Raw genomic sequence first — 15,721 nt, forward strand, 5'->3', positions numbered from 1 at the left:
ACCGCTATTGCAGTATCAGCTCCGCCGAAACACCGCCGGCCGGACTGTCGGTTAACAAAAATTCGGCACGGTGTGCGCGGGCAACCGCCTGCACCACGGCCAGCCCAAGACCGGTACCATTGGCCTTGGTGGTAAAAAATGGCTGCATGATTTTTTCTTTCTGGGCATCTGTCAGGCCCGGGCCGTTGTCCATCACCCGGACATGCACACGCCCGTCCTCTGCTTCAGACACCTGAATATCTATGTGCACCGGCGGCTCAACCGATTCGAGGGCGTTGTTCACCAGATTCATCAGCGAGCTGATTAATGCGTCACGGTTGCAGATGATTTTCCGCTGCGGAATTTCATTGTGAATGCTGCAGGTGGCGCCATAACTGGCGAGCGGCACTTCCATGGCGGCCGAAACACCCTGCATTAATTGCTGCAGCGTGATTTCGTCATTCAGTGGTGCTTCACCACGGGCGAAAATCAGCATGTCGCGCACCTGATTTTCCAGATGACGCAGACGTTCATTGAGTTTGCCGGCAAATTTCACCCGGGTGCTGTTGTCCAGCTCCGGATTTTCCAGATGCCCGGCATATAAGGTGGCTGCGGCCAACGGCGTGCGGATCTGATGCGCCAGCGAAGCGACCATTTTGCCCATCGCCGACAGCCGTTCATGCTGACTGAGCTTGCTTTGCAGGGCGCGGGTTTCTGTCATATCGGTCAGTAAAATCAGCTGCCCCGGCTCATTGGCCATGGGTGCCGTGCGCAAATGCACGCGGCGGCCGTCGACCAGAGAAATTTCGTGACCATCGTCCTGGCGCGGTTTAAAACAAATGCGGATCAGATTGCGCCAGCGCTCACCAATCAGGCTGCGCACTCCGGCGTTCGGCAGTAATAAATCGTCCGCGGCCGGATTACTCTGTGCCACGTACCCGTTCTGATCGATCAGCAGAACGCCCGCCGGCAGCAGCTGCAGCAGGCTTTTCAGGCGGTCTGCCAGACGTTCTTTTTCCGCCAGTTCCTGCATGCGCTGCGCCGACACCGACGCCAGTTCACCACTGAGCTGTTCGACTTTGTGTTCGAGGAAACTGTAGGAGTCTGTGAGTTGTTGCGACATCTCGGAAAACAGGGTGAACGCTTTGCGCAGTTCCGCCTGATCCATATGCATGTGGCCAGCACCCGGAAGCTCGGTTTGCGGACTTAACGCTGCATTCGCCATAAACACCTCATGTTTTTGCCGGTTTTCCGGCAATAAATCGTCACAAATGAGGCTTGAGCAATTAGCGTGCCGACTATCCAGCACCTGGCGCAGCGAAAAGTGTCAATGAATCTCTGACGGCTAACGTCTTGTCAGATAAAGAAAAAGGCCGGCAAATGCCGGCCTTTTCGGGAGGAATCAGGCGAAATCTTTTTCTTTCCGCCCAAGATTGTACTTACGCATTTTCTCCACCAGCGTGGTGCGGCGGATATTCAGCTTTTCTGCCGCACGGGCGACGATGCCATTGGCATCATCCAGCGCCTGCTGAATCAGGGAGCATTCCAGATCCTGCAGATATTCACGCAGATCCAGCCCATTCACCGGCAGCAACGCCGGAGAATCAATACCGGCCAGACGGCCTTCAGTCTGGGTGACGTCGGCAATCACAGGCACCGGATTGGCCTCGTCGTTGTCATCCACGTGACGGAATTTCTTCGGTAATTCATTCACGCCGATCACACCGTACGGATGCAGAATCGCCAGACGCTCAACCAGGTTGGCCAGCTCGCGGACGTTGCCGTGCCAGTCGTGACGACAGAGCGACATAATGGCCGCCGAGTTGAACCGGATGGAACCGCGCTTTTCGTTTTCCATGCGGGAAATCAGTTCGTTCAGCAGCAGCGGCAGATCTTCTACGCGCTCGCGCAGCGACGGCATATCAATCGGGAATACATTCAGACGGTAATAGAGGTCTTCACGGAAGGTGCCCTCTTCGATCATCTTTTCCAGATTTTTGTGCGTCGCCGCAATGATGCGCACGTTGGCTTCAATGGTTTTGTTGGAGCCGACACGCTCAAAGGTGTGTTCCTGCAGTACACGCAGAATTTTCACCTGCATGTTCAGCGGCATATCGCCGATTTCGTCGAGGAACAGAGTACCGCCTTCGGCCATTTCGAAACGGCCCGGGCGGGTATTGATGGCACCGGTAAACGCGCCTTTTTCATGGCCGAAGAGTTCGCTTTCCAGCAACTCAGCCGGAATAGCGCCGCAGTTCACCGGCACAAAAGGCTTGTTGCGGCGATGGGAATGGTAATGCAGGTTACGCGCAACCACTTCTTTGCCGGTACCGGACTCGCCCTGAATCATCACGCTGACGTCTTTATCGGCCACCTGCATGATCAGCTCACGCACGTGCTGGATATAACGGCTGGTGCCGACCAGACTGCGGAATAACTGTAATTCCCGGCGTTCACCTCGGCTGCGGTTGTGGGTGTACTGCTCGCGATAGACCTGACAGCGGTGCAGACTGTCGAGCAGTTTGTTGTAGCTTGGCGGCATCTCCAGCGACGCCAGCACAGCACGGCGTACGTGATCCGATACCGCATCGGTCAGCGTGCGGTCGCCCATCAGCAGGATAGGCACGCCTTTGTCCCAGCTGAGCAGTGCTTCAACCACATCTTCGAGATTCAGGGTGTTGCAGTCACCCAGCAACACTGCACTGATTTCTGTACTGTCTTCCACCCGGCCTTCCACTTCGCGGCGCCAGTCGGTCGGACGAGCAACAATGGCCTCTTCACCAAGAAAGTCGAGAATCACTTTCATATCATGGCTACGCTGCTCATTATCGTCGATCAGCAGGACCTTAATTTCTCTCCACATGGTAATCAGCCTTTCCTTCCCGATGCGTGTCGGTTTTTCTTCTGTAAAAACGTCACAGGATTGACTCCAGCCACAACAGTTAAGTCGGACTTTGCGTGCATGTCAAACTTCTGACGTTATTAATAAAAATCTTGTAAAGCGTACGCGACGGCGGCCTTTATAGCTGATAGCGTCGTCAAAAGACAAGGCACGCAGTCCGCTCCAGAGCGTCAGCGTGCCAGCATTGTGTGAAGGTTTTGTAAAGAATCAGGCGGAAATATGAGACTCAAGACGGGTGTCCGGAGTCGGTGCCGAAGCACTGCGTGGCATGCCGGCATTCTGCAGATATTCGTCGCGAATACCGTCCCAGCCCTGCTTAACCTGCATCATCAGCGACATGACTTCGTCGACCATCGCCGTGTCGTTGCGCGCAGTCGCCTGTAACAGACGGCGGTTCATGTAGTCGTAAAGACGATCCAGATTAGCCGCCACTTCGCCACCGGCGCTGTGATTCAGACTGCCCTGCAGCGTGTGAATAATTTCCATCACGCGCCCGAGCAAGTGGGCTTTGGATTCAGTTTCTTCACGCTCCATAGCCCCTTTGGCCTGGGACATGCGTGTCAGAGCCGCTTCCATCAGCAGCTGAATCAGCCGGTGCGGATCGGCATCCAGCACTTCGGAGGTTACGTTAACCTGCTGATATTGTTTGGCGCCACTGTTGTACATACTCGTCTCCTGCTGAGTGTTTGCCTGTTTTCTATTTGACGGCCGCGCTCGCCAATTCTTTAACGCCGGATGCAGAAAAGCTGTGTAAAGACAGCGGCAAGCGGCAACCGCTGGCCTGCCGCGGCAAGTTGCCACCTGCCGTTAATTGCCGTCCTTCACGAAAAATCCCTTAATTTTCAAATCGTTAAAAAATGGCACACAAAATGCTGATCTGCCGGTAATGAAATCCGACAGCTGAGGCTCACTATGGCCAGCGCACAACTCAAACCGGCATCGCGCAGTGATCTGCAATTCGATCACCGTCACTATTATGAAACCGCCAGCCGGCTGTACAGCATTGGCGCAGACGAGCACAACGCCGCCCTGCTGGACGATGCCCTGCAACAAGCACTGTACGCCTATGAGCTGAAGCCGTCGTACGTCGCCGGACTGAACCTGCTGGCACGTATTGAAATGCAGCGCCGTCAGTTTCGCGCGGCGGAGCACTGGGTAGAAACCGGCCTCAAACTCAAACCCGAAAGCGCCAGCCTGCTCTACAGTGCAGGCCATATCGCGCTGGCTCAGCATCAGCTCGAACGGGCAGAAGCGTATTTCAGCCAGTCGACGGCCATTTCGCGCGTGGCAACCAAAGCGGTTAACTCGCTGGCCCACGTAAAATTTCTGCAGGGCGACTATGTTGAGGCCTTCCGCCACTACCGTGAACTCGCCAAAACCCAGTACCGTGACAAACAGATCCGCAGCCAGCTGTTTGAATCTGCCTCGAAAGTGGTGGCCGATTTTTATTCAGAAGAGCTGGAACAGGATGTCCTGCGCTATCTGGATTTCAACGACGTCGATTTCGGGCAGATGCGCTCACTGGCGACGTCCTTACTCAAACATAAACTGCGCTTGTCAGAAGCGGGTTGTCCGCTGGAAATGGATACCCTGCTGGCCGAGCCGCTGCTGCAAAAATGCCTGACGCGTTTTTATTTCTGCGATCCGTTAATGGAACGCCTGCTGATTACCCTGCGCCAGTCGATTTTATTTTCCTGCAGCCGCCAGCTGTCTGTGCGTGCGCAGGAATTGCCTCTGGTCGCCGCACTGGCACAGCAATGCCATCTGAATGAGTCGGTGTGGTACACCAGCACGCAGGAAGACATGCTGGTCGAACAGCTGTCGCTGCTGGTTGAGAAAATGCTCGGACTGGCCGATATTAAAGCCAGTGATCTGTTTCCGGCGATCAGTCTGGTGCTGATGTACCGGCCATTAAATACCTGTTCTTTCCGTGACCAGTTGCTGAGTAAACGCCTGCAATGGCCAGACACTCTGGATGCGTTTATTCGCGCGCAGCTGAATGAATACAAACAACTGAACCGCATCCGCCAGCAATTGCCGGCACTGAGCGCCGGTAAAAACGCAGTATCAGAAAAAGTAAAAGCTCAGTACGACGAACACCCATACCCGCGCTGGACGGATATCGGATACAACCAGCCGGCTAATTACCGTGAATCCTTACAGGCGGCGTTTCCACGCGCTGATTTATCGGCATTGCCACACGACCAGGCACAGGTTCTGGTAGCCGGTTGCGGTACCGGACGACACGCGATCCGTCTGGCACTGTATTTCAGTCCGCTCACCCTGACCGCTCTGGATTTAAGTCATACCGCACTGGCGTATGCCAGCCTGCAGGCGAGCAAGCGTCAGGTGAGTGATATTGAATTTATTCAGGGCGATATTCTGCAAAGCAAAAAACTGCAGAAAACCTTTGATGTGATCGAGTGCTCAGGCGTACTGCACCATATGGAAAATCCGCACGCCGGCCTGAATGCTCTGGCCTCAATACTGAAACCTGGTGGGGTGATGAAGATCGCACTCTACAGCCGTACCGCACGACAGAGCATTGCCCGCCTGCGTCAGCTGTGGGGCAATCAGTGCCCGAGTAAAGTAAGCGATATGCGGCTGATCCGTGAGGCCATTCTGCAGAAATCCCTGGCCGGCGACTGGTCGGATATTTATAACTCGCCAGACTTTTACAGCTTAAGTGCCTGCCGCGATTTGCTGTTTCATCAGCAGGAACATCAGTTTGATGTATCAGAGCTGGAAGCGTTCTGCGCAGGCGCTGGGCTGAACTGGCTGGGCATGCTGCCACCACCCGGCTTTCAGGGCCTGCTGGCCTTAACGGGCAAAGCCGCATGGCAACTGACCACCGCCGAATGGTCAGCACTTGAGCAAAAAAATCCGGCGCTGTTCGCCGGAATGTATCAGTTTTATGTGCAAAAGCCGGTTACAGCTGCCAGTTAACCGGCGCCTCACCACGACTGATTAAGTAGTCGTTAATACGCGAAAACTGGTGATTACCAAAGAAACCGCGGTGCGCCGACAGCGGCGACGGGTGTACAGATTTAATCACCTGATGGCGGTTGGCGTCGATAACCGCGCCTTTTTTCTGCGCGTAGCTGCCCCACAGCACAAACACCAGACCGTCACGACCTTCGTTCAGCGCACGGATGGCAGCATCGGTAAATTGTTCCCAGCCCTTGCCCTGGTGCGAACCGGCATTAGCCTGCTCCACCGTCAGCGTGGCGTTCAGCAGCAATACACCCTGATCAGCCCATGGCGTCAAGTCGCCATTACCGCTCATGCGGATGCCGAGATCACCTTCGATTTCTTTGAAAATGTTCATCAGCGATGGTGGCAACCTTACCCCGGGTTGCACCGAGAAACTCAGACCATGGGCCTGACCCGGACCGTGGTACGGGTCCTGACCAATAATCACCACCCGCACCTGATCAAACGGCGCGTGATTAAACGCATTAAAAATTTGCGGACCTGGTGGATAAATCACTTTGCCGGCATTTTTTTCGTTTTTCAGAAAGGTTTTCAGATTCTGCATATAGGGCTGATCAAATTCTGCCCCCAGCACCGCTTGCCAGGATGGGTGCAGTGCGCCGGGTTTGTCCTGCAGCATAGTGCCTTCTCCGCTTTTGTCTGATTAAAAATTAAAAAATACAGGCAGTAACATTTTTCACGACGGAATATGTAAATACCCCAGCGAAGCCATTTGCTCAGCACCCAGACGAGTATGTCGCCAACTGCTCAATACCGGATGATAAATATTGATTCCAAGTGGTTCCAGCGCTTTTCCGGCTACATTAAGCCCGCCCCTGATGCATTCGTCATAACCGCGAACCTGTGCCGACAGCAATCCCGGTGAGATTTTCACATTACGGTCTTTTAAAAACGTCAGCCCAGGCAAACTTCCTGCCCGGTTTTTCCCCAGCCGGATCCAGCGATTCAGACTGGTTTGCCACGGATACTTCAGTAATGCAGCGCCAAACCGGCTGGTTACAGGCAATGCAGCCAGCTTCGGGTGAAACTGGTGAAAATAGCGTGTTTGCAACTCTCCCCGATGGGAGAATCTCTGGCCACAGCCAATAATCTGAGCCATGACCTCTGGCTGTTCAAACAGGAAGCAATAAGACCCTGGCAGGGTCATCAGCGTGCTTCGCACACGATATTGACGCTGATGGTATTCCATCCGTTCAATCCATGTTGTCCCAACTGGCTCATCACTATCGCGGTACATGTCCTCAAGCCGAGCACCCGGATCATAATCCGGGAACAGCTCAGCAAAGCGGGAATTAATGCAGTAATTTTCTGCAAATAAATGTGCGGATTCGCGTAGTGGCAGCTGCAGACCTTTCCATTTTTCGTTGAAAATCCGGTCGCCCAGAAAGCCCGACCAGACTGGCAACGAGGCATCCACACCCAGCTTGCCTAACGACGTTTCTGACAATGCCTGAATCAGTGTGTATCCGATAAGATTGTGACATGGAGCTGAAGCCAGTGTATATCCGCTATCCAGCAGGCGGTCTGGGCTCAACTGCACCTCTCTGAACTCCGTCTGAACTAGATGAATACCGGTCGCACGGGCAATTTTCTGCGGTATTTCAAAATCAAGATTTCCGGGCACACCGTAATTAAAAGCATGGATTCGGCTGGCCGGAAGACACTCCAGTAAACAACCCAGAATCAGGCGCGAGTCCAAGCCTCCGGACAGCGGCAGAATGACGTGCTGATGATTCCCCAGCAATCGTTCCGTTGCTGCCAGAAACACACTCCGGAGCTTGCTCAGTGTGGACTCATCCGTGACTGCGTTGCTCACCAACACATGTTCGTCAACACAGGACCGCAACGGGTAACCGAAGTACAGAATATCCAGAATTTCATTCTGCAAGTTCATCAAGAGGGTGTCCTTGAATTATCAGCAACCAGAAAATACAAACACAGCCTGAAAGCCATCACCAGTGAACATCTCTGGTAAAAAAAAGCCGCGATATACGCGGCTTTCCTCGAAAAGACAATCAGATTAATCTGCCAGCGGCTTCATGTGCGGGAACAGAATCACGTCTTTAATGGTGTGACTGTTAGTAAACAGCATGACCAGACGGTCGATACCAATACCTTCACCGGCGGTTGGTGGCAGACCGTATTCCAGCGCATTAACGTAGTCGCCATCGTAGTGCATGGCTTCGTCGTCGCCGGCGTCTTTTTCTTCAACCTGTCTACGGAAACGGGCCGCCTGATCTTCAGCGTCGTTCAGCTCGGAGAAGCCGTTGGCCAGCTCGCGGCCACCGATGAAGAATTCAAAGCGGTCGGTCACAAACGGGTTGTCGTCGTTACGACGTGCCAGCGGTGACACTTCCCATGGGTATTCGGTAATAAAGGTTGGCTGATCCAGTTTATGCTCGGCGGTTTCTTCGAAGATTTCGCACAGCAGCTTACCGGCGCCCCAGCCTGCTTCTTTCGGCCCTAAGTGAATACCCACTTTACGCGCGTATTCTTTCAGGGTTTCGATGTTGTTTTCCGCATCGCGCAGTACCGCTTCGTCCATACCGTCGTTGTACTTAAGAATGGCGTCTACCATGCTGATGCGGGTGAACGGCTGGCCGAAATCGTAAGTGGATTCGCCATACTGAATGGTGGTGGTACCCAGTACGGTTTCGGCAACGAAGCGCAGCATGTCTTCCGTGGTATCCATCATGTCGCGGTAATCGGCGTAGGCCTGATAGAACTCGATCATGGTGAATTCAGGGTTGTGACGGGTACTCGTGCCTTCGTTACGGAAGTTACGGTTGATTTCGAACACGCGGTCGAAGCCACCTACCACCAGACGCTTCAGGTACAGTTCCGGCGCAATACGCAGGAACATGTCGATGTCCATGGCGTTGTGGTGCGTTTCAAACGGCTTGGCTGACGCGCCGCCCGGAATGGTCTGCAGCATCGGAGTTTCCACTTCCATAAAGCCACGCTGGGACAGGAAGAAACGGATGGTCTCGATGATTTTGGAACGCACACGGAAGGTGTTACGGGTTTCCTGATTAATGATCAGGTCGACGTAACGCTGACGGTATTTCATTTCCTGATCAGCCAGTCCGTGGAATTTATCCGGCAGCGGACGCAGGGCTTTGGTCAGAATACGGAAATCCGCCACATCGGCCACATCAACGTACAGCTCGCCTTTACCAGACAGGTGCAGGGTACCGGTGGCACCGACGATATCGCCGATATCCAGCAGCTGCCAGGCTTCGCTTTCTTTCTGCAGCGGCTTGCCCATGTACACCTGAATGCTGTCGGTGCTGTCCAGCACACCCACGAACGGACCGCCTTTACGCATCACGCGGCCGGCAACGGTGACGCGGATACCGGCTGCGGCCAGTTCTTCCTGCGATTTACCGCCATGGGCGGCCTTCAGATCGCCCGCCAGATCTTCGCGGCGGAAATCGTTCGGGTGACCATTGGCCTTGCAGTTGTTACGCAGCTGTTCCAGCTTGGCGCGACGCTCGGCAATGAGTTTGTTTTCATCCTGAGCTGTTTGTTCGTTGGTAATGTCTGTCATGTTCAAACCTTAATAAAATGTGCCGTAGCAGTCCGCCGTGTTACAGACCTTTCTTCAGACTGGCTTCAATAAACTGATCGAGATCGCCATCCAGAACCGCCTGAGTATTGCGGGTTTCAACGCTGGTACGCAGGTCTTTAATGCGTGAGTCGTCCAGAACGTAAGAACGGATCTGGCTGCCCCAGCCGATATCCGACTTGGTGTCTTCCAGCGCCTGCGCTTCCGCGCTGCGCTTCTGCAGCTCCAGCTCATACAGCTTGGCTTTCAGCTGCTTCATGGCCTGGTCTTTGTTTTTGTGCTGCGAGCGGTCGTTCTGACACTGAGTCACAATATTGGTCGGCAAGTGCGTGATACGCACCGCAGATTCGGTCCGGTTAACGTGCTGACCACCGGCGCCCGAGGCGCGGTAAACGTCGATACGCAGATCGGCCGGGTTAATTTCGATGTCGATGTTGTCATCCACTTCCGGCGAAATAAACACGGAAGAGAAGGAGGTATGACGACGATTACCGGAGTCGAACGGGCTCTTACGCACCAGACGATGCACGCCGGTTTCGGTACGCAGCCAGCCGTAGGCGTATTCGCCTTCGACACGAATAGTAGCGCCTTTGATGCCCGCCACCTCGCCTTCGGAGACTTCCATCAGCTCGCCTTTGAAGCCTTTGGCTTCGATCCAGCGCAGGTACATACGCAGAAGGATGTTGGCCCAGTCCTGAGCCTCGGTGCCGCCGGAACCAGCCTGAATTTCAACGTAGCAGTTGTTCGGATCCAGTTCGCCGGAGAACATACGACGGAACTCAAGCACTTCCAGCTCTTTCTGCAGGTTAGCGAGTTCGCTGCGGATGTCTTCTACCGCATTTTCGTCGTTCTCTTCGACCGCCATTTCCAGCAGGTCGGATGAATCGGCCAGACCGGCGTCCATGGTGTCGATGGTTTTCACCACAGCTTCCAGCGCAGCGCGCTCACGACCCAGTTCCTGGGCGCGCTCAGGCTTATCCCAGACGTCGCCCTGAGACAGCTCCTGTTCTACTTCTTCTAAACGCTCAACCTTGTTGGCGTAGTCAAAGATACCCCCTAAGCACGTCGGTGCGCGCCTTAAGGTCTTTGATGGTTTCGAGAATCGGATTGATTTCCAATGTAATACCCTGCTCTGAAGCCTGATTGTTTCAGAATACAACCCAATATCGGGTGCAATCACGCTGATTAAAAAGGACGCAGCATTTTACAGAAAGCCGCTGGAGTATGCGAGCAAGCGCACCGGGGAATGGCAGAACCTGACTAACTAAGAATTACCTATGAATGCGATAGTTATTTTTTACAAAAGGTATTGCAAATCCTTCTCATTAAAACTAAATTGCAAACCATAGTGATTCTCATCCGGATTAGCGTCATGTACGTGTGCCTGTGTAAAGCCGTAACCCAACGTCAGATCGAAGAAGCCGTCGCCCAGGGCGACAGCTATGCTCAGATCCGCCAGAAGCTTGGCGTTGCGACCGATTGCGGCTGTTGCGGCCAGAGCGCGAAGCAACTGATTCGTCAGACCGTATCCAACCTGCCGCCGTGCGAATTCTCTGAAGCCGTGTAGGTTCGCCCTCACGAGCGCCCGAACGAAAAAAGAGCCCGAGGGCTCTTTTTTGTTGACTGTGAATCAACTGCTACGCCACTCAGACGGCGCCGGCGATTGAATGCTGCTCTGAGGCTTATCCGGCTTTCGGAATCCCCTTCCCCGATGACACGGCCAACTGACGCTGAAGTTCAGCAATGTCCACCAGCGTATTCTGACTGCACACCTTGCCACGACGGATCTGCCAGGTCGAAATCCCCATAAAGCTCACCACCAGGCCATTCGGCTGCATGCCGAATACGGGCTTCTCGAAGCTGCCGGAAAAGGTTGATACCGTAATGACCCGGTCGCCTTCTGCCATGATGTCTTCCACACTGACATCCAGATCCGGCAAAGCAGAACGAATCTCCTGCAGATAATTGATGAATCCATCAAAATCTTTGAAGCCTTCGGCAAAGCTGGTGTGATAAACAAAATCGTGACTGACGATATGACGCAGCAGATTGAAGCGCCCTGTGTTCCAGGACAGCTGAATGAAGTGTTCAACGAGGCGTTTGTTGAAGTCAGACATAACCACATCCCTTTGGTTAGTTTACGCGCCGATGCGCGGCTCAATTCCAACTGGGGCAATTGTGGCTCAGGCCGTCGCAATTTGCCAGCCTCAATCCTTGTGCGAGAAATCTTACAACGGAGGTCTTAGCTCTGCTGTTTAATTTTTATTGGTTCCATTCAGCGCTTCAAATTGTGCTTTAACATAATCCAGCGTTGTATTGAGTGTCTGAATAATAGCGTCGTTATACAAAAACTGAGACTTCAGACGCGCTTCCTGCGCATCCATTCTCGCTTCCAACTTATCCCGATCTTCATCGATGACGGTTGCCTCGTCGTCCAGAGCTGCCTGACGAACGCCAATGACGCTGTTCTGTCCATTGAGGAAGGTATCCATAATGTCTTTCAGCTTGTCACCGAAGCCCGTGATATAGGTGACCGAACCCCGCTCCCCGACACTGCCGCCGGTCACCTTCAGACGAATACCAGATGCATCGTCAACGGTACCCACCTGATCTTTACCGACTTCACCGTCGCCCCGACCTCTGACGAAGCCAAAAACAGAAGCCGCATCACCAGACACCTCGGTAATTTCGACCGACGATGATTTTCCTGTCGAGGCTGAAATAATGCCGAATTTGCCGTAGGCAAATGAGGATGTGTCGTCTGAGTATTCCACTTTCACCGAGATATCTTCATCGGCAAAGGCATCCGTATTGTTAATCGCGGTTTGCAGTGCAGAGGCAAGTGCAGAACCACTGATATAGGTAGCGGGCTGATTTAATGTTACTTCGGCTTCAACGCCATCAATTTTGATAGTGAAGGTATTATTGGTGGCATCCAATGTCACTGGTGTCGAAAAGTCAGCAGCCTCAGCCCCAATGTAGTAACCATTGGTTGCTTTGGTATTGCCGTCCTGGGCCCGCAGAAACTGACCGCTTCCCGTAGCAGCAACGCCATTGATAGTTCCCTCAACATCCTTGCCTTTCGCCGTAGAGGGCGAATACACACTGACGTCCTGAAGCCCCAAAAAGGCGATTGCCGTACTGTCGAGATCCGTGAAGCCGATACTGGTGCCCTGACCACCAATCGTAATATTAAAAGAGCCGAGATCGGTTTCAGGGTCGTAGACGTAATCCACAACGGTATCGAGATCGTAGCCAAACGTACGTTCTGAGGTTGTCAGGCCAAAACTGTCATAGCCCTGCTGATAAACGGCGGCACTGAGCCCCAGTGACGACGCTGCAGTACCGCCCAAATTCTTCACTTCGACAGACGCCGAAGAACCAAAGGTTGCTGCCGTGCGGACACCCTCTTTGCTGAAGGTTTCGAAGTACAGATTGCCTGAGCCATCCACGGCCGCTTTCACATCACCGGCACTGAACTGACCGGTTGCCACCAAGGCCGTATCCAGCGCTTTCTGAATAACAGACAGATTGGACGCCGAATCATTGTTTCCCGTGGTGCCGTCACCATTAACGTCAACATTGATATCCACGCCGTCGACAGTCAGTGTAAAGGTCGCATTATTGCCACCGGTAAAATCAATGCCGGTGGAAATATCACCGAACACCGACGTGTTGGCACCCCGGCCATCACTGACCACTTCAATGTATTCCTCATGGCCTGTGGCCAGCGTTGTCAGTTTAAGACCATTACCATCAAGGCTGGCCACAACCTGATTGGGCGCCGAGTAAACTGCATCCAGCGCCGCCTGAATTTCTGTCAGATTGTCGGTAACGGTCGCATCCGCGTTGATAATAATTTCCTGCTCTACGCCTGACACGTTCAGTACAAAACCGGCATTTGCCGTAGAAAAATCAACCGCAGTGGAAATATCACGGGTGCCGGTGGTTGTTTCAGCACCTTGCACAACCCCGGTGAAGTTCGCATCGGAATTCAAACTCGCCTGAATCTGCGACTGAATCTCTGCCGCCAGATCATTGCCGGTCAGGTAGTTGCCAGCCGGGATTGCAACTTTAGTGGCGGTCGTGACGCCATCCACCTGCACATTGAATTCAACAGGTTGGGAAAAGAGCAGGCCAGGATCCTTGCCATTATTCTGAACGCCCTGAGTTCCATCCAACCCAAGCAGAACATCCGAAGTGCTGATTCCCACTGCGGTCAGATCAATCGAGCGCGCACTTCCTTCAGCCACCGTTTCAAAAATCAGGTAGCCATTATCATCGAACGACGCCGTTACAGCGCCATTCAGCGCGGTACTGTCGATGGCAGTCTGAATCGCCTGAAGCGTGTCTTTACGGTCGCCATATACGCCATCGCCATTCAGATCCTGGCCACTGGCATTCAGATTAACCGTCACAGCTACAGGCCCACCGCCATCCACCTCCAGTGAGAAGGTCGCATTACTGGCGGCAAAATTAATCCCGGTAGATTCACTGACTGCATAGCTGCCAATAGAAGTCGTCGCGCCTTTACCGCTGAATGCGTCGGCATTAAGCGTAGTCAACGCTATCCCCTCATAGGCGCCCTGACCTTGCTTGTGGAAACCCAGAGTATTGGCCGTGTTAGGATCGGTTGATGCGATATAAATTTGAGAAGAAGAACCATAAAGGTTTGAAGTAATTGAAAAATTCTTATCATCAGCACTGTAATCAACCGAAACGCTGTATCCGGCACTGCTCAGAATATCGTTACTGTTTATCTGCAATGCAATCTGTTTCGCCAGATCATCACCGCTCAGGTAGGAACCTTTTGTCAGTTCGATAGAAGCATTGCTCCCATTGACGTTAATGCGGAAATTATTGTTACTGTCGTCAATCACGACAGGCGACGAGAAATCAAGGATATCAAGCGAACCACCCTGATAGATCGCCTGCGTTGCCAGCTGGGTAATCACTACATCGTAGGTACCCGGCTGGGTATTAACCGAGTCATTGACGTAGGTAATCTGACTGTCAGTTGTGGTGCCTGATTTCGACAATAAGCCGATAATAGAAGCCCGGTCTTCGGATAGTGCAGACGTGAAAGTAGTGGTATCAAAATCCAGCAAATATTCATTGTCACGATTGGTATTCACGCCCAGTTCTGTCAGCGAGCGGTACTTCCCGGTTAATCCAACTATTGGTTCACTGATCAGCGCCCGAATCTGAGTCATAATATTGCGCATGGTCGAATCACCCAGCAGCAAACCGGCTTCCTGCGTATCCGAATTGTACGAGGAAAGATCATCCACGAAGGATTTCAGATTGTTGTAGGCATCGACAAATGACTGGATGCTCTCTGTCAGCTTTTCGGTATCCGCCGCCACCGTTACCGTGACGTTTTTGCCCACATCGGCATTTTTAAGGTTGAGAGTAACCCCTTTAATCACCTCATCCACCGAGTTGCTGGAGCGGGTAATGGTCAGACCGTTCACGCTGAGCGTGGCGTCTTCACCTTTTGAGGTTTGAGTAATATCCGACGTGGCCAGCTGATCTTCGTTGTACGCCAGCGCCGCCAGACCGGTTGTGAGCTGATTGCCAGAGGAATCCAGCGCTTCGATACGCATGGCATTTTCGGCACCCGTCTCGGTTGAGGTCATCAGCAGACGATAGCCACTGCCGTCGTTAATGATGGATGCGGTTACGCCCATATCGGCATTGTTGATGGCATCACGAATGCCGCTCAGGGTGCGGTTGGAATCATCAATAGTGAGGGTTTTTGAAGTTCGGTCCGGATTAAGATCCTGCCCCGTGACATTACCGCTGCCGTCGTAGGTTAATGCACCAAAGGTAAAAACCAGCTTTCCAGTGCCAATAATTTCGTTAAAGCTTGAATAGCTGCTGGTTGCCAGAGCATGCGACTTGGCCGTGTTCAGAACCTCAATACTGTAGGTACCGGGTTCGGACAGACTGGACGTGGTTGCCGTTAAGATATCCTCATCGGACGAAGTCGCCGTTGTTGAACTCATCAGGCTTGGGCTGGACAAACTGCTCGCCGCAGACTGCACCTCGGACATCAGCGACTGAATCTCGCCGTAAGCCGTAATTTTGGCTTCGACCAGTGTCTGGCGGTTGTCCAGACGCAGGGTAGAGGCTTCCTTCTCAGCCGAAATAATCTGCTCGACCAGATCAGTCGTCAGTACGCCAGACCCAAGTCCGAGCGATTCGATGGATGCCATACCTTACCCCTACGCCTGCATCACGCAGGCAACAAAAAACCCTGTACTGGCTTTATCGGC

11 protein-coding genes are annotated in these 15,721 nt (G+C 53.2%); 2 read left to right on the forward strand and 9 right to left on the reverse strand.

Annotated features, from left to right (window positions below; all coding sequences use genetic code 11):
- Positions 1-4 precede the first annotated feature (4 nt).
- The 3 genes from ACQUQU_RS11360 to fliS form a co-directional block, all read right to left on the reverse strand.
- Positions 5-1,204, reverse strand: a complete 1,200-nt coding sequence (locus ACQUQU_RS11360) for a sensor histidine kinase (protein ID WP_430459803.1) — start codon at positions 1,202-1,204, stop codon at positions 5-7.
- Positions 1,205-1,381: 177 nt separating this feature from the next.
- Positions 1,382-2,842, reverse strand: a complete 1,461-nt coding sequence (locus ACQUQU_RS11365) for a sigma-54 dependent transcriptional regulator (protein WP_430459804.1) — start codon at positions 2,840-2,842, stop codon at positions 1,382-1,384.
- Between the two features lie 246 nt (positions 2,843-3,088).
- On the reverse strand, positions 3,089-3,547 hold the full coding sequence (fliS, locus tag ACQUQU_RS11370) for a flagellar export chaperone FliS (protein WP_430459805.1): 459 nt from the start codon (positions 3,545-3,547) through the stop codon (positions 3,089-3,091).
- Positions 3,548-3,793: 246 nt separating this feature from the next.
- Between fliS and ACQUQU_RS11375 the strand changes: the two genes are divergently transcribed.
- Entirely contained in the window at positions 3,794-5,827 is a 2,034-nt protein-coding gene (locus ACQUQU_RS11375) for a methyltransferase domain-containing protein (protein WP_430459806.1), read from the forward strand.
- Here the strand turns inward: ACQUQU_RS11375 and ung are convergent.
- From ung to prfB, 4 genes are all read right to left on the reverse strand, one after another.
- Entirely contained in the window at positions 5,811-6,494 is a 684-nt protein-coding gene (gene ung, locus ACQUQU_RS11380) for a uracil-DNA glycosylase (RefSeq protein ID WP_430459807.1), read from the reverse strand. The two genes, ACQUQU_RS11375 and ung, sit on opposite strands and share 17 nt — an antisense overlap.
- Positions 6,495-6,551: 57 nt before the next feature.
- Entirely contained in the window at positions 6,552-7,769 is a 1,218-nt protein-coding gene (locus ACQUQU_RS11385) for an asparagine synthase-related protein (RefSeq protein WP_430463038.1), read from the reverse strand.
- A gap of 126 nt (positions 7,770-7,895) precedes the next feature.
- The gene (gene lysS, locus ACQUQU_RS11390; RefSeq protein WP_430459808.1) at positions 7,896-9,425 is read right to left on the reverse strand and encodes a lysine--tRNA ligase; all 1,530 of its coding nucleotides are present in this window, start codon (positions 9,423-9,425) and stop codon (positions 7,896-7,898) included.
- A 40-nt stretch (positions 9,426-9,465) separates the two neighbouring features.
- A protein-coding gene (gene prfB / locus ACQUQU_RS11395) for a peptide chain release factor 2 (RefSeq protein ID WP_430459809.1) occupies positions 9,466-10,561 on the reverse strand; the annotation gives its coding sequence in 2 pieces (ribosomal slippage) (positions 9,466-10,488 and positions 10,490-10,561; 1,095 coding nt in all).
- Positions 10,562-10,815: 254 nt separating this feature from the next.
- Here prfB and ACQUQU_RS11400 point away from each other — a divergent pair.
- On the forward strand, positions 10,816-11,010 hold the full coding sequence (locus ACQUQU_RS11400; RefSeq protein WP_430459810.1) for a (2Fe-2S)-binding protein: 195 nt from the start codon (positions 10,816-10,818) through the stop codon (positions 11,008-11,010).
- A gap of 115 nt (positions 11,011-11,125) precedes the next feature.
- Here the strand turns inward: ACQUQU_RS11400 and ACQUQU_RS11405 are convergent, their stop codons facing one another.
- A complete protein-coding gene (locus tag ACQUQU_RS11405) occupies positions 11,126-11,560 on the reverse strand; it encodes an ester cyclase (protein WP_430459811.1) in 435 nt (144 codons plus the stop codon).
- A gap of 138 nt (positions 11,561-11,698) precedes the next feature.
- Positions 11,699-15,661: a flagellar filament capping protein FliD gene (gene fliD, locus ACQUQU_RS11410; protein WP_430459812.1), complete on the reverse strand. Its 3,963-nt coding sequence runs from the start codon at positions 15,659-15,661 to the stop codon at positions 11,699-11,701.
- Positions 15,662-15,721 lie beyond the last annotated feature (60 nt).

The organism is Thalassolituus sp. LLYu03 (assembly GCF_050507655.1).
GTDB lineage: Bacteria > Pseudomonadota > Gammaproteobacteria > Pseudomonadales > Oceanobacteraceae > Venatoribacter.